At 46.8% G+C, this 19,607-nt stretch carries 12 protein-coding genes and 1 pseudogene; 5 read left to right on the top strand and 8 right to left on the bottom strand.

Annotated features, from left to right (window positions below):
- Window positions 1–13: 13 nt before the first annotated feature.
- The gene (locus M0413_RS14610; RefSeq protein ID WP_249554736.1) at window positions 14–3,157 is read left to right on the top strand and encodes an efflux RND transporter permease subunit; all 3,144 of its coding nucleotides are present in this window, start codon (window positions 14–16) and stop codon (window positions 3,155–3,157) included.
- Between the two features lie 135 nt (window positions 3,158–3,292).
- Window positions 3,293–4,561: an HD-GYP domain-containing protein gene (locus M0413_RS14605; RefSeq protein ID WP_037421083.1), complete on the top strand. Its 1,269-nt coding sequence runs from the start codon at window positions 3,293–3,295 to the stop codon at window positions 4,559–4,561.
- A 12-nt stretch (window positions 4,562–4,573) separates the two neighbouring features.
- On the opposite strand, the gene M0413_RS14600 is transcribed toward M0413_RS14605, so the two are convergent.
- From M0413_RS14600 to M0413_RS14580, 6 genes and pseudogenes are all read right to left on the bottom strand, one after another.
- Window positions 4,574–5,047 carry a LabA-like NYN domain-containing protein gene (locus M0413_RS14600; RefSeq protein ID WP_055648309.1) on the bottom strand — a complete coding sequence of 158 codons (474 nt, stop codon included), beginning with the start codon at window positions 5,045–5,047 and terminating at the stop codon, window positions 4,574–4,576.
- Between the two features lie 153 nt (window positions 5,048–5,200).
- Window positions 5,201–5,272 (bottom strand): annotated as a pseudogene (locus M0413_RS23035) (helix-turn-helix domain-containing protein); the annotation flags it as partial.
- A 155-nt stretch (window positions 5,273–5,427) separates the two neighbouring features.
- On the bottom strand, window positions 5,428–8,568 hold the full coding sequence (locus M0413_RS14595) for a multidrug efflux RND transporter permease subunit (RefSeq protein WP_249554734.1): 3,141 nt from the start codon (window positions 8,566–8,568) through the stop codon (window positions 5,428–5,430).
- Complete coding sequence (locus M0413_RS14590) at window positions 8,568–9,677, bottom strand: efflux RND transporter periplasmic adaptor subunit (RefSeq protein WP_249554732.1); 1,110 nt, start codon at window positions 9,675–9,677, stop codon at window positions 8,568–8,570. The genes M0413_RS14595 and M0413_RS14590 overlap by 1 nt, the downstream gene beginning before the upstream one ends.
- A 199-nt stretch (window positions 9,678–9,876) precedes the next feature.
- Entirely contained in the window at window positions 9,877–10,671 is a 795-nt protein-coding gene (locus M0413_RS14585) for a substrate-binding periplasmic protein (protein ID WP_047534748.1), read from the bottom strand.
- 173 nt (window positions 10,672–10,844) lie between these two features.
- Entirely contained in the window at window positions 10,845–11,999 is a 1,155-nt protein-coding gene (locus M0413_RS14580; RefSeq protein ID WP_249554730.1) for a metallophosphoesterase, read from the bottom strand.
- 543 nt (window positions 12,000–12,542) lie between these two features.
- Between M0413_RS14580 and M0413_RS14575 the strand changes: the two genes are divergently transcribed.
- On the top strand, window positions 12,543–16,175 hold the full coding sequence (locus M0413_RS14575) for a pilus assembly protein (protein ID WP_413740225.1): 3,633 nt from the start codon (window positions 12,543–12,545) through the stop codon (window positions 16,173–16,175).
- A gap of 22 nt (window positions 16,176–16,197) precedes the next feature.
- Complete coding sequence (locus M0413_RS14570; RefSeq protein WP_249554726.1) at window positions 16,198–16,533, top strand: TapY2 family type IVa secretion system protein; 336 nt, start codon at window positions 16,198–16,200, stop codon at window positions 16,531–16,533.
- 155 nt (window positions 16,534–16,688) lie between these two features.
- Here M0413_RS14570 and M0413_RS14565 read toward each other — a convergent pair whose 3' ends face one another.
- Window positions 16,689–17,354 (bottom strand): DsbA family protein, encoded by a 666-nt coding sequence (locus M0413_RS14565; RefSeq protein WP_249554725.1) that lies wholly within the window; start codon window positions 17,352–17,354, stop codon window positions 16,689–16,691.
- Between the two features lie 113 nt (window positions 17,355–17,467).
- Window positions 17,468–18,367 carry an MBL fold metallo-hydrolase gene (locus M0413_RS14560; protein WP_172588006.1) on the bottom strand — a complete coding sequence of 300 codons (900 nt, stop codon included), beginning with the start codon at window positions 18,365–18,367 and terminating at the stop codon, window positions 17,468–17,470.
- 190 nt (window positions 18,368–18,557) lie between these two features.
- On the opposite strand from M0413_RS14560, the gene M0413_RS14555 reads away from it, so the two are divergent.
- On the top strand, window positions 18,558–19,496 hold the full coding sequence (locus M0413_RS14555; RefSeq protein ID WP_249554724.1) for a LysR family transcriptional regulator: 939 nt from the start codon (window positions 18,558–18,560) through the stop codon (window positions 19,494–19,496).
- The last annotated feature ends 111 nt before the right edge of the window (window positions 19,497–19,607 follow it).

The raw sequence follows: 19,607 nt of genomic DNA, 5'->3' as shown, positions 1-19,607 counted from the left end.
GGAATCCAACAGAATGTTGTCGCAGTTTTTTATTAAAAGACCGATATTTGCAGCCGTTCTCTCGCTGCTGTTTTTTATCACAGGGGCGATTGCCGTCTGGCAGTTACCTATTACCGAATACCCTGAAGTGGTGCCACCAACGGTCGTGGTCACCGCCAACTACCCTGGCGCTAACCCTAAAGTCATCGCTGAAACGGTTGCCTCGCCCTTAGAGCAGGAAATCAACGGCGTCGAAGACATGCTGTATATGTCATCGCAGGCGACGTCCGATGGACGCATGACCTTGACCATCACCTTTGCCATTGGCACCGATGTGGACAGAGCGCAAACCCAAGTACAGAGCCGGGTAGACCGTGCTATGCCGCGTTTGCCGCAGGAGGTTCAACGCCTCGGGATTGTGACCGAAAAATCATCCCCCGATTTAACCATGGTGGTGCATTTACTGTCGCCGGATAACCGTTATGACATGCTGTATTTGTCTAACTACGCGGCGCTCAACGTAAAAGATGAGTTAGCACGCATCAAAGGCGTGGGCGCGGTGCGTTTATTCGGTGCGGGCGAATATAGTCTGCGGATCTGGCTTGACCCGAATAAAGTCTCGGCGCTTGGCATGTCGCCAGCTGAAATTATTGCCGCCGTACGTGAGCAAAATCAGCAAGCGGCAGCGGGCAGTTTAGGGGCGCAGCCTAGTGGTAATGCCGACTTCCAACTCTTGATTAACGTTAAGGGGCGTCTGACTGAACTGTCAGAATTCGAAGACATTATTATCAAGGTCGGTCAAAACGGTGAGGTGATCCGTCTTAAGGATGTGGCGCGTGTCGAACTCGGTGCAACCAGCTATGCGCTGCGTTCATTGCTGGATAACAAGGATGCGGTCGCTATTCCGGTATTCCAAGCATCGGGCTCAAATGCGATTCAAATCTCCGACGATGTGCGCGCCGAAATGGCAAGACTGGCGAAGTCATTCCCCGAAGGGCTGCAATACGAAATTGTGTACGATCCGACCGTGTTTGTGCGTGGTTCTATCCAAGCGGTGGTGAAAACCTTGCTCGAAGCCGTGCTCTTAGTGGTGTTAGTGGTGGTGCTGTTCCTCCAGACTTGGCGCGCTTCGATTATTCCACTGGTGGCCGTGCCTGTGTCTTTGGTGGGAACCTTCGCCTTTATGCACTTGATGGGCTTCTCGCTTAATGCGCTGTCGCTGTTCGGTCTGGTGCTGGCCATCGGGATAGTGGTAGACGATGCCATCGTAGTGGTAGAAAACGTGGAGCGAAATATCGCCTCGGGTTTAAGCCCGATTGCCGCAACACAAAAAGCCATGAAGGAAGTGACTGGGCCGATTGTGGCAACCACTTTAGTGTTGGCTGCGGTGTTTATTCCGACCGCTTTTATGAGCGGATTAACCGGGCAGTTTTATAAGCAGTTCGCGCTGACTATCACGATTTCGACCTTTATTTCGGCCATTAACTCGCTCACCTTGAGCCCAGCGTTATCGGCATTGTTACTCAAGAGCCATAATGCGCCAAAGGATGGTTTAACTCGCCTAATGGATAAGTTGTTCGGTGCTTGGTTGTTCACGCCTTTTAACCGCTTATTCAACCGAGCATCAGAGGGTTATGGCTATTTAGTGCGTAAGGTGATCCGTTTTGGCGGCATTATCGGACTGGTGTATCTGGGGATGGTTGCGCTTACGGGCGTGCAATTTGTAAATACCCCAACGGGCTATGTGCCAGGACAGGATAAGCAGTATTTAGTGGCATTTGCCCAATTACCGGATGCGGCCTCACTCGAGCGTACCGATGCGGTGATCAAGAAAATGTCCGACATCGCCTTAAATCACCCCGGTGTGGCGCACTCTATTGCCTTCCCCGGTCTGAGTATCAACGGTTTTACCAATAGTCCTAACTCGGGCGTCGTGTTTGTTGCCCTAGATGATTTTGAGTTACGTAAGCGTCCTGAACTGTCGGCGAATGCGATTGCCGGCCAATTAAATCAGCAATTTGCTGGTATTCAGGATGCGTTTATTGCCATCTTCCCGCCGCCACCTGTGCAAGGCCTCGGCACTATTGGAGGGTTCCGTCTGCAAATTCAAGACAGAGCCAACCTTGGTTATGAGGCCTTGTATCAGGTGACCCAACAAGTGATGTACAAGGCGTGGGCCGATCCACAATTAGCGGGGATTTTCTCTAGCTATCAAGTGAACGTGCCACAACTTGAACTGGATATCGATCGGACTAAAGCGAAACAGCAGGCAGTGTCGCTTGATCAAATTTTCCAGACATTACAAACCTATATGGGCTCGACCTATGTCAACGACTTTAATCGTTTCGGTCGAACCTATCAGGTGAATATGCAGGCCGACGAAGCATTCCGTCAAAGCCCGCAGCAGATTAGTCAGCTAAAAGTGCCGAATGTGAATGGCGATATGATCCCACTCGGCTCCTTTATCAATGTGAGCCAGAGTGCGGGGCCCGATCGTGTGATGCACTATAACGGTTTCACCACGGCTGAGATTAACGGTGGCCCAGCACCCGGTGTGAGTTCGGGTCAAGCGCAGGCGGCGATTGAGAAAATCCTCGCCGAGACCTTGCCGATAGGCATGACCTACGAGTGGACTGAGCTGACCTATCAGCAAATCCTCGCCGGTAACACAGGTTTGTTAGTGTTCCCTCTGGTGATCCTGCTGGTGTTTATGGTGCTCGCCGCCCAGTACGAGAGTTTGAGTTTGCCATTGGCGATTATCTTAATTATCCCAATGACCTTACTCTCGGCGCTCAGTGGCGTGCTTATCTATGGCGGTGATAATAATATTTTCACCCAGATTGGTCTTATCGTGCTCGTGGGCTTAGCGACCAAGAACGCGATTCTGATTGTCGAATTTGCCAAAGAAAAACAAGACCATGGTATGGAAGTGATGAAGGCGATTCTTGAGGCAGCGCGCTTACGCTTACGCCCCATCTTGATGACCTCTATCGCTTTTATTATGGGCGTGGTGCCTATGGTGTTCTCAACGGGCGCGGGGGCTGAAATGCGTCAAGCCATGGGCGTGGCAGTATTTGCCGGTATGATAGGGGTGACGCTGTTTGGTTTGATCCTTACACCATTGTTTTACTATGCCTTAGCAAAACGCGCCCGTCATAGTACAGCATCGGAGGTCTAACTTGGCTGTGTTATAAGTTCTATTTTATATCGATAAAAAGACCTGAAATTTCAGGTCTTTTTTGTATTTTGCAGCTAATTATCAAGGTATTGATTATATTTTAGTGAGGGACAAATAATTTATTAGGAAAATTCAATGAATGCCTTTCAGCCCCATGACTTCAAAGTCAATATTGATGTAAGGCATGCTTTATTAGCCGTTGCGACGGCATTGGATTTTGTTGGGGTGGACGATTTGCACCACGGACATCGGGTTGGCTATATGGCTTACGAATGTGCGAATGTGCTCGGCTGGCCCGATGAAAAAAAGCAGTTCGCCTATTTTGCCGGACTTATTCATGATTGCGGCGTTTCTTCCTCCGAAGAGCACTTACGTCTGCTCAAATTAATGCAGCCAGAAGATGCGCAGTGCCATAGTCAACGTGGCTATGAGGCATTGCTTAAATGCCCGATTTTAGATGTTTTTGCGCCTGTCGTTCTTTACCACCACACACCTTGGCTTGAGTTGCAATCCCATGAGCTTTCCGTATTTGACCGTGATATTGCAGCACTGATTTTCTTAGCGGATCGTACCGACTTTTTAAGAGCCAGATATACGCATGGTTGTCATGAGGAGCTGATTACATTGCATGAAAGTATGGTCGCAGAGAATTTATTGGCCCATAGTGGAACCTTATTTGAACCAGAAATGGTCAATGCAATGTGTCAACTGGTCAAAAAGGATGGCTTTTGGTACAACATGGATGCAACTCATATTGAGTTATTAGGTCTGGAGTTCAAAGCTAATCACTTTTACGACAAAGAATTAGATATTGACGGGGTAAAGCAGTTAGCGCGATTTTTAGCTCGAATAGTTGATGCTAAGAGTCCCTTTACATTTCACCATTCAGAAAAAGTCGCACTGTTAGCAAAATTAGTGGCAAAGGACTGCGGTGTATCAGATACCGATGCTGAATTATTGTACGTTGCGGGATTGTTACATGATGTCGGTAAGCTCAAAACGCCTGACCTGTTGCTGCATAAAGAAGGCAAATTAACAAAGGAAGAGTATTCGATTGTCAAACGTCATACCGTTGATACAGAGCATACTTTACATCGTTTTTTCCCTAAGTCTGTAATAGGCGAATGGGCCTCAAATCACCATGAACGTCTCGATGGTTCAGGCTATCCCTTCAGTAAGCAGCAGGAACAATTAGATTTACCTTCGCGTATTCTTGCTGTGGTCGATGTTTTTCAGGCGTTGACTCAAAAGCGCCCCTATCGAGGCTCTTTATCGCTATCAGAGATTGGCGACATTATGCAGCCCATGGTCGATAAAGGGCAGTTAGATGCAGGTGTTTACAGTATTTTGTTGGCAGATATAGATAATTTTTATCAATTATCAACCCAAGAATTTTCAGCTTAATATTCATTGTTGTTAGAGCAGTAAAGCATCATCAATCGGATTAAACTGTGTTGCTGCATCCATCAGTGATTTTGCTGTCAGTTGGGGGACGCCATAGACTTCTGTCTTAACGTCATATTTTTGCGTTATTTTCTCAAGCAAGATTGCAAAATCACCATCGCCAGAAAGCAGTATTACGGTATCCACATTGGGAGCGGTATCGAGTACATCAATTGTGATCCCCACATCCCAATCTCCCTTTGCTGATCCGTCACTGCGCTGGATAAAGGGCTTAAGTTTTAACTCAAAGCCGATATGTCTCAAAGCATCTTGAAACTTAAGCTGGCCATCATCACCTCGATGAATGGCATAGGCGACAGCACTGACAATATTTCCTTGCGCACTCAAGTGTTGCCAGAGTTTACGATAGTTAAACTGGCGCTGATAGGCCTCACGGCAGGTGTAATAAATGTTTTGCACATCGACAAAGAGGGCGATTCTTTTCAAGGGATAAGTTATGGCTATCAGTTGGAAGACTCTGCGCACTATAGCACAGCAAGGTAGCTAATGGCGCGAGCAGGCAAAAACAGCAATGGATCTAGTCGGTAATGGCCGAGTTTAGCTTTGCTTAACGGATTTTTAGTTAGGTTAATGGATTGATTATTTAAAGTATTGCGCCGGTGTTGTGCTGGTATATTGTTTAAAAAAACTGATAAAGGGGCTGTCACTGTTATGCGTCGGACTTGATTTTGCAGATCATGTAGGTTGGATAAAACATAGAAGGAACTCATCTGAAACCTAAATGAAAAAGCCAAGGGACTGCTCCCTTGGCTTTTATGATTTAAGCAAACGCATTATTTCGCGCCTGTTTACATCATGGCGATAAATTAGGCTTTTGCCGTTTGTTCCTGCTGTTTGGCTGCCTCTTGTGCCGCTAACTCTTGTGCTTTAATGGCCGCTTCGAGTTTTGCTTCAACATAACCCGGTGAATGGGTCGCGGCCGAGATTAAACGGTACATTGCTGGGATGACGAACAGGGTGACAAAGGTCGCAAAGGCCATGCCGAAAAACACCACAGTCCCTACCGCAATCCGGCTCTCAGAGCCTGCGCCCGTTGAGAAAATCAGCGGTATCGCGCCGACTAAGGTGGTGAAGGCCGTCATCAAAATCGGGCGTAAACGGCGGGTTGAGGCATCGATAATGGCTTTATCTAAGGCTAAACCTCGGTCACGCAGTTGGTTGGCAAACTCGACAATTAAGATCCCGTTTTTGGTCACCATGCCAATCAACATAATCATGCCGATCTGGCTATAGATGTTAATACCTTGACTGGTCACTAACAGGCCGAGGAAACCTCCAAATACTCCCATTGGTACGGTAAACATCACCACTAAGGGGTTGATAAAACTCTCAAATTGCGCAGCGAGTACCAAGTAAGCCACCAGTAGTGCTAAACCGAACACAATAAAAATACTGCTTTGGTTTTCTTTAAAGTCTTTTGATTCACCGGTATAGCCAATGGAAATATCCTTGGGTAATAACTCTATGGACTTGTTTTCCAAGAACGTTAAGGCCTCGCCTAAGGTGTAACCTTTACTGATGTTGGCCTTAAGGGTGATGGATTTTTGTTTATTGGTATGGCTCAATCTTTGCGCTGAGGCCACTTCTTCGATATGGGTAACCGTATCGAGCGTGACTAATTCGCCCTTGGCTGAACGCATATAGATTTGGCTTAAATCGCCGACGTTGTTAAAACTGTTTTCATCACCGCGCAGATACACATCGTACTCTTCGCCGCGATCCACATAGGTGGTTTCTTTACGACCGCCGAGCATCACTTCTAAGGTTTGTGAGACGTCATCGACGCTGATCCCAAGTTCTGCTGCGCGCTCTTTATCAACGCTGACAATCAGTTCCGGTGTGGTTTCGGCGTAATCCAGATCCGCGCCTTCCATCATCGGGCTGGCATTGGCTTGCTCTTTTAACACCTGTGCCCATTTAAAGAGTTCCGCATAGTCAGAGCCACCCAGTACAAATTGTACTGGCTCACTCGATTGCCCCCTAAAGCCTGGCATCATAGGGCGAACCATCACATCGGGAATATCTTTCAATGCCTTACTTATAATCCCGAGCGCCTGTTGCGCCGTGACATTGCGATGTTCCCAATCCTCTAGCTGCATGATCACATAGCCAGTTTGATCGCCAGCACGACCACCAAAGGCAGGGGCTTGCACACTGAAAGACCGCAATACACCTTGGCCAAGGAGTGGCATTAATCTGTCTTCGACGATATCCATGTTCGCCGTCATACGGTTATAGCTAGTGCCCTCGGCGCCTTTCACAAAGGCGTAAAGTACACCGCGGTCTTCCTGCGGCGCTAATTGCGAGGGGACTTGCTGCATTAACCATGCGCTACCGCCAATACAGGCGAGAATGACCAGTGGTGCCAGTAATCTAAAGCGGATCGCATGGGTCACACCCACACGGTAAACCCTTTCCATGCGCGCAAAACCACTATCCACGATGCGATTGAAACGGTTAGGTTTTACATTGGCTTTGAGTAATTTGCTACTCAATACCGGCGTTAGCGTGAGGGCAATGAGGGATGAGAACAGAACAGACACTGCCAGCATCACGGAAAACTCGGTAAAGAGTAAACCGACCATGCCATCCATAAATGAAATCGGCAGGAACACCATGACTAACACCGCGGTGGTTGCCACGACCGCAAAGCCGACTTCCCGTGTGCCTTTGTAAGCCGCAAGCAGCGGCTCTTCGCCTTTTTCGATATGGTGGAAAATGTTTTCGACCACCACAATCGCATCGTCGACCACGAGACCAATGGCGAGGATTAATGCCATTAATGTCAGTAGGTTAATTGAATAACCTAGCATGTTGGCGGCAATAAAGGCGGAGATTAAAGATACTGGAACCGTTACCGCGGGGATAAGGGTTGCCCTTGCTTGACCGATAAAGATATACAGCACTAACACCACGAGGGCGCCAGTGACATAGAGGGTGTTGTAGACCTCGTTGATTGAGCGGTCAATAAAGACGGTGGAGTCAAAGTCGACCACAAGACTGGTACCTTCGGGTAAAAAGTCTTGAATTTTATCGACTTCTTTATGGACTTCCTGAGCGACTACTAATGGGTTTGCATCGGATTGAGTGATCACCCCTAAGCTTAGGTTAACAATACCATCACTTTTAAAGGTGGAGTTTTCATTCTGTGCGCCCACGGCAACATCGGCCACATCTTTTAAATAGATAGGTGTCCCGTCGCTGGCGGTGCGTACGACTAAATAGTCAAAATCCTTTGGGGTGTAATAGAGCCTTTTGGTACGCACCGACATCACTGTCGTATCGTTACGCACTTGGCCGCCAGGGGTTTCGATGTTCTCTTTACGTAGGGCGCTGGTAATATCGGTGACGGTGACGTTGCGCCCCGCCATTTGCTCGGGTCTGAGCTTGACATACATGACCTTATAAAGACCACCCGAAATGCTGATGGAACTCACGCCGCTGATCAGACTGAATCTGTCTTCTAAAACCCGCTGGGCATAATCGGTCAGCTGGGTTCTATCCATCACGGTTGAACTTAAGTTCACATACACGGAGGGTTCGCCTGAGCCATTGTCCTTCGATACTACAGGATCGTTAGCGTCTTCCGGCAGACGGCGCTGGGCGCGGGCCACGGCATCACGCACATCACTCACCCCTTCGGTTAAGTTCCAACCGAGGAGGAATTTGACCGTGATCCGCGAGCTACCATTACGAGTGGTAGAGGTGATTTCATCGATACCGCTGATCCCCGTGAGTTCATCTTCGAGGGTCTTGGTGATTTGGCTTTCCATAATCGCTGCCGATGCACCGGAATAACTGGTGCTGACTGTCACCACTGGGCTTTCAACATCGGGCATTTCCCGCACTGAAAGTTTAGTAAAGGACACTAAGCCAAACACGCATAGCAGTAAGCTTAAAACAATTGCAACGACGGGGCGTTTAACTGAGACATCGGACAGCCACATTATTTCGTCTCCGCAGTGTTGACGTCTGACTTGGCTGGGCGGTTATTATTATTCTTAGCTTCAAGAGCGACTTCATTGATTTTTAAGCCATCGCGCATATTCACAAGCCCTTGAACCACCACTTTATCGCCAATTTTAAGGCCGCTATCGATAAGCACTTGGTCGCCAACACGGGCACCCAAAATCACTTCGGTGCGATGGGCGATATGATCCTCACCAACCACATACACATAGCGTTTAGTGCCTGAATATTCTAGGGCTTGCACTGGCACTATGGGGGCTGAAATCGGTGGGAAGGTGATGGTTGATGACATCATCATGCCTGGTTTTAAGCGATTATCGCTGTTTTCAAATTGTACGCGGATCTTCAGGTTTAAGGTTTCTTCATTCACGCGGGGATCGATGGCGACCACTTTGCCGATAAAGGTTTGTCCTGGCCAAGCTCGGCTGGTGGCCGATACTGGCATGCCAATGCTAAGTTGTGACAGAAAATGTTCAGGCACTTGTAAGTCCAGTCGCATGCTGGATAAATCATCTAAGGTCATTAACTCTGTGCCAATACTTACCATCTTACCTTCGCTAAAATTAATCAGGCCGGTTTTACCGGCAAAAGGTGCGATCAGTGAGTGATAATGTAAATCTGCTTGCGCAGAGGCTAAGCGTGCTCTGGCAATATCGACACTGGCTTTTTGAGCATCGATTTCGGTTTGAGTGATGGCATTGCGGCTGATAAGTTTTTCAAACTCTCTGAGCTTGCGGGTTTCATCATTTAAAAAGGCATTGGCTTCAGCCACCGCGGCTTGAGCTTTCATATCATCGAGTTCGATTAGCAACTGGCCTTTTTTCACTGTTTGATTCGAAGTCACGGCAATTTGTTTAATTTTGCCGGTGACTTGCGGCGCGATCACCACTGCGCGCTCAGCGGCCAGTTTACCAATCAGTGAAATAGATTGAGCCAGTGGATGTTCAACCACTTCCCCTGTGACAACCGGCACGGTACGCATAAGCTGGGGGGCACTTTCGGGTTTGGCAGCCTGCAATACATCACTAAAGCTCACAGCGGCGGCAACCGCCGCAACTAAGGCAATGGCTATTATGGTTTTTTTCATTGGAATAATTATCTCGCACAAAGACGGTTAACAGGCGTTAGCACTAATGGCGCTATTCTAGTGAATAACCGTCATCAGGTGGGTAAAAGTTTGTAAAGTTAAGCACTCGAAAGTGAAAGAAATTGTGTTTTGTGTCGAGATACCCCATGGCAATCTCATTCGCCCCATTCGAAGTGCATACGATAGCTGAGTTATTCTGCTAAGGATGTGCTTGTGTTCGTATTTTTTCTATCGGATCTACGGCTGATTGAATTTGCGGATACTGGCTTAAAATTGCCTCAAGACGACCATCTTGGCCCATGCTTTCAAGGCCTTTGTTAAATTCGTCGATCAAGGTGGACTGATCCGTTATCGCCAAAGAGACGCCCAGATGGAATACCTCTGTGGCGATGGGGTCTCCCACCTGCTCGAAAGTATCGGCATATTCACTTTGATTTTGCTTGATTAAATATTGAGCAAGATTGTGGCCGATTAACACTAAGTCAATGCGTTTTAGAAACAATTTCTTAAGATTCATTTCGTCGGAATTACCTTCCTCTGTCGTGAGTCCTGTGGCGGCTATTTCGGGTGGATTGGCGTAACCGCGGCCAATGCCGATGGTAAAGGGCTTAAGTTCGCTTAATTGACTAAAACGTAACGGATTATCTTTACGTTTGTAGAAGACAATCTGTACGGCTTGTATCGGTGCAGAATAATGCGCCCATTGCTCACGTTCTTTGCGGTACCAAAGTCCAATAATGCCATCGGCTTGGCCGGTTTTTACCAGTAATGCTGCTCGCGCAAAGGGATAAAACTTAACGCTGGCATTGTAGCCTTGGCGTTTAAAGGCCTCTTTAACGACTTGGGCAACGCCACCTTGCTCGGGTAATGAATCGGCATAAAAGGGTGGATAATTGGTCGCAACTAAGTTTAAATCTCGTCCTGCAAAACTGCGGGAAGGCAATCCTAACAACAGCAATACAAGGCTTAAATTTATCAGCAGTTTGAAGTCCATACGCATCCCTAACGTTAAAGCGTTATTTGCTGAGTATAGGGGGTGTTAAGCCGATGAGTTGAATTTTGTATAGAGAGGTAAGTTATCGCTTACTCGATATGGAGTCGACTCGTTATCCTTTTATTGAATAATAAAAAGGGCTTATGGATTAAACCTATAAGCCCTGAATCGATTTAAAGTGCTACTTGCTCACCCTTATATAGCCCGCGGGTGAGTTTATTGTCGTCTATCAGTAATAATTCTCCTGACTGACCATCCTTAATACTACTATCTATTGCAATGATTTTATTATGGTAAAGTCCAAGTACTCGCTCCTGTGAAGTGTGGCCGACGATAATATGATCAACCTTAAAGTAGTTTAGGATTCGGTCGATCTCGGGGTCAGCGAGTGCATCTTTAAAGTAGCCACGGTACCAAGTGGGGCCATTAGTGAAAAACAGGAAATTCAACAGATCGTTTTGTTTTAAATCTTCTTTTTTATCGTCTAAATGTTGACGGAATAACTGATTAGCATCGCTGATATTGAGTTTACGCTCGACCCATTCAGGGCTTATTCCACCGTGCATAAACAGCAGATTATTGATCTTTACTAGAGTGTTTTTACTGCGAAGCCAACGGCCGATTTCGGTGTCTTTGTTGTACAGTGCATCATAGCGGCGATTGAGTAATTCCGCCGAGGTTTGATAACGCTCATTCACATAACGTAAGTCGCCGCGAAACACCATTTGCTCGTGGTTGCCCATAAGTAAATGTAATCGACCACCTGCGGCTTGGGCTTGCTTATCTAACTCATATAAAAACCACAGAACTTCGTTAACTTGGTGACCACGGTCGAACATATCTCCCGTCATGACCATATGGCCGTCACCAAAGGCCCAGTGATTATTTTCATCGATAATCTGATGGGCTTTCAGCAGGTTAATCATCACATCGAATTGCCCATGCACATCGCTTAAGGCCACTATCTTGCCTGTATGAGTGTAGGTATCAGCTTCAACTTTGGGAGCATCGGTATGGCGTCTGGGCTGTGGCAAGTTGCCACAATCATTTGGGCGAGCCAATTGATTGTTTGCGATAGGGGTTTGTTTTAACTGACTCTGGCAGATCCAGTAGGCGGTATTTTGGTTACCTTGGTCGAGGAAAACATAAGGACCATCGGTCACGGATGATGGCGTAAGCTCAGTGCTAAATGCGCCAACAGAAAATAAACTTAGCAAAGTAAACAGTGTAGCCTGAGCTGAAGTGAGTCTCTTCTTCAATGTGAGCGAAGATATATTCTGTGGTTGAGGTGTCGAGTGACCGAAACCATGGCGGAAGAGCGCGTGCATTCAAAGCTCCTGAGTTATTAAACGTGGCTTATGTGGGGTTGGTTAGCATAATGTTAATAACTTGGTAGGGCAAGGGATCCTATGTTGGGATATTTTCATGGTGAGAACGCTTTATCTCTATGTTTGTTGTTCAGCCTGTTTTGTTTTGGCAAGTTAAATTAATGGTATAGCATTTTTTTATATTTTTTTGGCAGGTGTTCTCCTTTATTTCCTATAACGTAATAGCGCATTCTCAATATCATAAGTGTCACTGTTTTTTATTTTTAGCTCATTACTATGATGGTGATATTTTTATTGGTTACATTTTTTATTTATTTGTTGTCAATTCGGTGTGCATAATGGTAATAATTGCTGAAAGTAGCCTAAGTTTATGATTTTACTGTTTTACGTTCGGTTAACTTACTGTTTGTTGTGCGGTTAACTTGGCCTTTTTAAACAATTTAAATCCTAGTTTTGTAAATGCAGGTGCTTTTATTATTCCTTAATAACAGATGCGCATACTGTATGAGTCAGTTTTTATTTAAATGTCAGAAAAAGTCGTTGATGATCTTTTCGCTTAATTACGTTTTATTGAAACATATTTGTCAATCTCGCCTTCAAAACGTCCGCCAGACGTTAACATCAATAGTCGCTTTTATTATTTCGAGCCTCGTTGTCGGCGCGGCGAGTTTATTTACCGCGTCAAGCGTTGCTGATGATACAGAGCTTTATGTGTTCGAAGCGTCCGCCCGTAATGGCTCGCGCCCGCAGGTGCTGATCATTTTCGATAACTCCGGCAGTATGAGTAATCTTGCCTATGGGGTCGATGCTCCTTACGAGAATAAACGTAATGCTAACTATGCCCAGTCGGGAAAGCTATTTTATAGCCGAGGTTCGGCTGATAATGCTGAGTTACCTAATCCTGCCTCTCAGCGTGAAATGCGTCAGTTTAATGCCGCACTCAATGGCTGTGAAAGCTCGTGGGATTACCTCAATAGGTATGGCACCTTCACTGGTTTCTTTCGTGAGTATGGTTTTTCGGGGGGGACTGGTGCGTGGAAAGAATTTTCTGAACTAAATGGTAGCTCGATAGCTGCTGTCGATTGCTTTGAAGATATCCAAGAGGAAAGACTCGGTAATGCAGCAGGAGAGGCTAACGGTTTACCCGTTGACAGTTTAGGCTCTGCGGCTAAACCCGTTCGGTACACGGCAGTCAATATTCACTCATCCGAGAGTGCTAAGGCAAGCGCGAAGGCAAAGGCGCAGAAAACAGGTTTTGGCTCCGGCAAAGTGGTCACAGTTTATACCGAAGATTATTTAAAATGGCACCATGGTACTAAAAAGAAGGTCAATAAAACCCGTCTAGAGCTGGCGCAAGATGCGATTGAAAGTGTGGTTTTAACTACGCCGGGGGTGGATTTTGGTTTAGCTATTTTTAATATGAATGGGCCACGTGATGGTGCGCGTGACGGTGGGCGGATTATCTCTGGGATTAAGACTATGTCCGCCCAAGCCAAAATTGATTTATTGAAAAGGGTCAATCTTATTAGTTATGCCCAAAATACGCCGCTATGCGAAACGCTCTACGAAGCCTATCGTTATTTTGGTGGGCAGGAACAGTATTTTGGTGATGATGATAGCGATTATAATTACTACGATAATAGGGGGCGTTACCAAGGTACCTACAACGCCAGTTCTAATCCCTTTACTGACCCAGCTGCGCTTATTATTGGAAGTAATACGTACAATTCGCCGTTTAAGCCTTGCCAAAATGAAGCGTATATCGTCTACATCACCGACGGCGAGCCGACGCTTGATAACGCGGCCGATGGCATTATTGAGCGTTTAACCAATGGTGTAGGTAAGCATACCTCCAACCCGAAAAGTTATCTCAGTGCGCTTTCTGGCTGGATGCGAACTGAGGATGTGAATCCTAATTTAGCCGGAAAACAAACCGTTAGAACCTTTACCATTGGGTTTAGTGAAGGTGCAGCCAGTGCCGAGCACCTACTGAAGCAAACCGCCGATAATGGCGGTGGTAAGTATTTTGATGCCACCGATGCCAGTCAATTACGTTCTTCATTGCAAACGGCTTTAAATAATATCCTCGAAAAAAATGCCAGCTTTACTTCCCCCTCGGTAGCGAGCAATAACTTCAATCGTACTCAAACCTTTGATTCAGCATATTATTCTATGTTCTTGCCTAATAAGGGACCAAGATGGCTAGGGAATATTAAAAAGTTCAAGGTGACCAGTGACGGTGATATCGTTGATAGCAAAGGCAAAAATGTGATAGGCGAAGATGGCAATATCAAAGCCGATGCTTGCTCCTATTGGACATCAGCTGAAGAATGCGGAAGCAGCGGTGATGGTAACGATGTTAAGCGTGGCGGGGTGCTCGCCGCGATGCAGCAGGCGACTAGTCGCACTTTATACAGTAATTTTGGCAGTGGATTGAGCGCTTTTACTCTGTCAAATGCAGCTCGAAAAGCTGGGGATAATGTGCGTTTAGCCACCTATATGGGGGTCGATGAAACAGAACTCACTGGGCTATTTGACTGGGCGAAGGGAATCGATGTTGATAACGATAAAAATCAGGACTTAAGTACTGCCAGTGGCGCAACCCCAAATTGGCGCGCCGATATAATGGGAGATGCTCTACATTCCAAGCCCTTAGCACTCAATTTTGGTTCTGAAGCTAAACCTGATATTCGAATTCTTGTCGGGACGAACCATGGGTTCCTGCATATGTTTAAGGATGAAGGTGATAGCGTGTCTGAGACTTGGGGATTTATCCCCTATGAGCTACTGCCGAATTTTCGCGATCTCAAGGCTAACGCGCCGACGGGCGTACACTCGGTATACGGTATTGATGGCTCGCCAGTTGCCTACACCAAAATGCAGGGCAAACGGATTGAAAAGGCATGGGTATTTGTGGGAATGCGCCGAGGCGGCAATGCGTATTACGCCCTCGATGTGACCACACCTGATAACCCCAGTTTTATGTGGAAGATAGATGCCAGCTCACCCGGTATGGGCGAGTTAGGGCAATCTTGGTCGACGCCTGTGGTGACGACAATTCCGAGTGCGACTGGCGATAAGCCTGTATTGATTTTTGGTGGTGGATATTCCCCTTCAACTAAAGATGGCGCTGAGATTGGTACTGATGACAGCAGTGGCCGTGGCGTGTTTATTGTCGATGCGCAAACGGGGGCGTTAATCCATCAATTCGGCGGCAGTGGGGCTAACACGCCATTGCCAGGTATTGCCAACAGTATTCCAAGCAGTGTTGCTGTATTAGACGGCAATGGCGATGGTCGTACTGATAGGATTTATGCCACTGATATACAAGGTAATGTGTGGCGAATGGATATGCCTTCTGCGAATACTGCGACTTGGTCAGGATTTAAGTTTGCCGCATTAGGGGATAAGAGTTCAGTAGCGGGCGATCGGCGATTCTTTTCAGGGCCAATAGTGGCGCAAACCTTGATTTCCAATACCTTTGAGCTGACTAAAGTCGTTAATGGAAAATCGACCAAAGTGGTCACGTCACAGAATATTCCTTACGACGCAATTGTTATAGGCAGTGGTCATAGGGCAAAACCAAGTGATGTGTCTCGCTCGGATATGTTTTTTACATTGCAAGATAGAAACATTGTAACCCAATCATTCCAAGGTAAGTCGAATCAAAAGCCTGTGCCTAAAACGCTGCAACTAACTGACTTATATGATGTCACGGCAACGGCGCCAAGCGATCAAGCCGGCGAGATAGCCTTTGGTCAAAAACGCGGTTGGTATTATAACTTCCCTCGTAAAGGCGAAAAGAGCCTTGCGTCCGCGACCATAGTCGGGGGGGAAGTGTATTTCACCAGTTTTGTGCCCGGTAGTGATGGCTCGGTAAATCAATGCTTGAGTTCGGGTAAGGGGTATCTCTATAAAAAGAATTTACACAGGGGCACTCGTGGTTACAAAACGGATTATTTGTATGCAGGTGAGCTGGTACTGGATACGCCGCAGCTGGTGATCCCGCCCGCCGAGCAGCCTAAGGACCCGGATGCTAAAGTACCAACGCCAGATATGTTTTTGATTGGTATCGGTAATGCGGTGCCAGATGAGGCGACATGTGAAAGTGGTAACCCTAAGTGTATTGGGGGCGGGCCAACAACGAACAAAATTTATTATTACATCAGTCAATGATGTAAAGAGTTAACGAGTCGAGATGAGTAATAGCCTTATGATGAAATACGGTACTCTTGGTTTGTTGCTGCTAGCGGGATTCCAATGGTCAGCGCTGGCGACAGAAACAGAGAAGCGACAGGATTACAAATGCTATTTAGAAACTAATCAAGGGTTTAAGTTGATGCGTTTCTCATGGTTTGAATCCAAAGTCAATGAGTATCAGCTTACCTTACCCGGTACACTGCTACCGCGTTTACCTCGGGATAAGCCGATTCCACTCTATGCGAAAGCGGTACTTGAGTGTGTAAAAATGAGTGAGCCTTTTACGCTTGAAGAGGCAAAACAAGCCGAGCTTGCGCTCGAGAATCAGGGTTAACTTGGCCTGTGGTATCAACATTGAAAATGCCGATGGGATAAATCCTATAGTGACTTATCCCATCGTTTAAGGGGGAAACCCCAAACTCAAAAAGCCAAGGTTTGAGTCTTCATACGTAAAACGTAAGACTGGCACACTTTCAAGAAAGTGGCGTGTTAAGACACTTGTTCATTCAGATACTCAAGCCACTTGCTCGGATGACCGTAAAAACGGCTGTGATTGAGTAAATGCAGATTTCCCTCACTTGTTGTGAGTGCTACTGAAGGGAAACCTTGGGCACCCAGCTGATTCATCAGCGCCCGTGATGCCAAAATGTGCTGGTAAAACGCGTCTTCATTTTGGGCAAATTCCTTCGTAAAGGCAGCGCCATCTATTCCCATTTTTTCCGCTAAAAGATGTAGATTCTGTTCATCGCTGGCGCTTTTGCCATCGCGATAATGGGCGAGTTGCACTGCATGTAGGTAAGCTAGCTCATTGCCCCCTAAGGCTGCAACGGCAAGCATAGCTCTAATGGGGGGCGCAGAATCCAGTACAATGCTGGTATCACGTAATAAGCCTTCATAATAGTTTTCACCAAAGGCTTGTCCGGTTATCGCGGCAATCCGTTGATCATGGGGCATCACATAATCGCGCCATTGGTTATCAATCTGTTTGCGCCTTGGTCCTGTGAGCATGCCACCTGCGTGGAGTTTGATGGTAAATCCGGCAGCGGCTGCTGCATCAAACAGCGGTGCGGCTGCGTAACACCAACCGCACAAGGGATCGATAATGGCATGTAACACGGCCTTCGCTTTCATGGTGGTATTGATAGTTGGGTTCATCGCAATTATTCCTACAAAAAACAGTCTTTTGTTCTGGCTTTTTGGCTTAAGGGCTAGCCTAAGCGCGAATGTCAGATTGAATGGGGCATGGAGATATCCATGCCCCTATTCCCTTACATTGGCCAGCGCATTTCACCCATGATGACTTTGGCACTGATCTCAAGCCCTGCATCTAAAGGAATTTGTGGGTAGAGCTTGAGCATCTTGGCGATTAAGTCCGCAGAATCTTTTGCTGTTTTGGCTGCCTTTTCAAAGGCATTAATATAATCGCGAGTAAAAGCGATGGCGCGCTTATCAAATCTGGCATCACCGAGATAATGTCCAGGGATAACCTCTTTGGGAGATAAGGCTTCCATCTTTTCTAAATGGGTTAACCAGGCTTTACGCGACTCAACACTTTGGGTATCTGCCATCCAAACATGGGTGTTATCAAACACTTCAACGCCACCAGTGATGGTTTTAGCCGACGGTACCCACAGGAAGGTATGCTTAGGGTGAGCATCCTCTAGCCCTTCTATCAGCACTTGTTCACCGTCGATACTAAAGCGATTGGTGGTGACCACTTTTGGCAGCACTAATTGGCTCGGAGCATTGTCCTTTAAAATCGGTCCCCAGTAGGCGAGCTTGCCGTCCATCGAGGCTTTAATGTCATCGACCGTAGTTTGAGTGGCGACGATTTCGACCTCGGGGAAGTTTTGTTTAATCACATCCAACCCAAAGTAAAAATCCGGATCGCTATGGCTGATATACACCAAGGTAAGCTTTTTACCGCTGGCTTTAATGGTATCCACTAAGGTCTGGGCATCATTTTTTTGAAATTGAGCATCGACCAGCATCATTTCATGCTCGCCGCTGATAAAGCTTGAAGACACCGCAAAAATACTGTTTTCGCCCGGATTAAAATGGCTCACTTGCAAAGGTGCTGCCTGAGCAGTAGCCATTCCCGCCACCAGCATGGTTGCGGCTAACTGGGGTTTCAAAGAGGTTAATTTTAGAGCATTCAATAGTGTCATTTCTGTTCTCACTTATTCATTCAAATAGGATTCGGTGATTTGCACTGCTGCAAAAGTGAGCTTAGTTTAGGTTGCAAAAAACGTTAGATAAACACGGATAATTGCGCTTATTTGTTGCATAATTCGGATGAATCAACGTTTGAAACTGATTATTTAGTGCAAGGCAATCAACACAAGGGGCGGATAAACCATGGATAGACTCGAAGCGGCAAAGGTATTTGTGACTATCGTTGAGCGGGGCAGCATGATTGGCGCCGCCGAAGCGTTGGATATGTCTCGCTCTATGGTAACCCGCTATTTAAGTGAGATGGAAGAATGGTCAGGTGCACGCTTACTGCACCGTTCGACAAGACGTTTGAGCCTGACCAGCGCGGGCGAGCAAGTGCTCGATTATTGCCAGCGCTTGCTTGAATTAGCGCAGGAAGTCCCCGCGGTCAGCCATGTACAAAGCGCCCAACCGCGAGGATTATTGCGGATCAGTTGTTCGCAATTTATGGCCCATTTACTCCTTCCCACGGTCGTGCGTCCTTACTTAGCCCAACACCCGCAGGCGAGTGTGAACTTTCATGTTAGCAGTCAAACCGTTGATTTAGTTGCCGAACGTATTGATCTTGCCATACGTATCACTAATGAGCTCGATCCTAGTCTAATCGCCAGACGTTTAGGGGAATGTGAGTCCGTGGTCTGCGCTGCGCCGCGTTATCTTGCCACCCATTCACTTATTAGCCATCCCGAGGATTTAACTCGGCATAACTGTTTAACCTATTCCTATTTTGGCGATGTGATGTGGCGGTTTACCCAAATTATTCATCCAGATGGTATCGAGGCGGGGCAGCTTTTTAATATTCCCGTAAGAGGTAACTTAAGTGCCAATGATTCTATGGTGGTACTAAACGCCACCTTGGCCGGCGAGGGGATTGCTATGCAGCCCTTGTGGGCGGTTAAACCGCATCTCGACTCGGGGGCATTAGTGCCACTGCTGCAGGAGTTTAAACCTCAATCCTTGGGCGTATATGGGGTGTATCAATCCCGTAAACATATGCAGCCCGCCTTAAGAGTGATGATGGATATGCTAGTGGCCTACTTTGCTAGCATGAACCAGCATGAACATTGTGCCAGCCTGAAATAACGGAAAATCCTCACCCTAAATTCAATGCAATAAAAAGGAGCTTAACCCTTTCGAGTTAACCTCCTCAGATACACGCTTGCCTAGATTCTAGATTCTAGATTCTAGATTCTA

The organism is Shewanella sp. 8A (assembly GCF_023475945.1).
Lineage (GTDB): Bacteria > Pseudomonadota > Gammaproteobacteria > Enterobacterales > Shewanellaceae > Shewanella > Shewanella xiamenensis.
Note: the sequence above shows the minus strand (reverse complement) of the source record. Positions and strands in the feature narration are given on the sequence as shown.

What these genes read in the sequence shown, in the direction of transcription:
- M0413_RS14610 (WP_249554736.1), top strand. Translation starts at nt 14, where the DNA reads ATGTTGTCGCAGTTTTTTATTAAAAGACCGATATTTGCAGCCGTTCTC.
- M0413_RS14605 (WP_037421083.1), top strand. Translation starts at nt 3,293, where the DNA reads ATGAATGCCTTTCAGCCCCATGACTTCAAAGTCAATATTGATGTAAGG.
- M0413_RS14595 (WP_249554734.1), bottom strand. Translation starts at nt 8,568, where the DNA reads ATGTGGCTGTCCGATGTCTCAGTTAAACGCCCCGTCGTTGCAATTGTT.
- M0413_RS14590 (WP_249554732.1), bottom strand. Translation starts at nt 9,677, where the DNA reads ATGAAAAAAACCATAATAGCCATTGCCTTAGTTGCGGCGGTTGCCGCC.
- M0413_RS14585 (WP_047534748.1), bottom strand. Translation starts at nt 10,671, where the DNA reads ATGGACTTCAAACTGCTGATAAATTTAAGCCTTGTATTGCTGTTGTTA.
- M0413_RS14580 (WP_249554730.1), bottom strand. Translation starts at nt 11,999, where the DNA reads ATGCACGCGCTCTTCCGCCATGGTTTCGGTCACTCGACACCTCAACCA.
- M0413_RS14575 (WP_413740225.1), top strand. Translation starts at nt 12,543, where the DNA reads ATGATCTTTTCGCTTAATTACGTTTTATTGAAACATATTTGTCAATCT.
- M0413_RS14570 (WP_249554726.1), top strand. Translation starts at nt 16,198, where the DNA reads ATGAGTAATAGCCTTATGATGAAATACGGTACTCTTGGTTTGTTGCTG.
- M0413_RS14565 (WP_249554725.1), bottom strand. Translation starts at nt 17,354, where the DNA reads ATGAACCCAACTATCAATACCACCATGAAAGCGAAGGCCGTGTTACAT.
- M0413_RS14560 (WP_172588006.1), bottom strand. Translation starts at nt 18,367, where the DNA reads ATGACACTATTGAATGCTCTAAAATTAACCTCTTTGAAACCCCAGTTA.
- M0413_RS14555 (WP_249554724.1), top strand. Translation starts at nt 18,558, where the DNA reads ATGGATAGACTCGAAGCGGCAAAGGTATTTGTGACTATCGTTGAGCGG.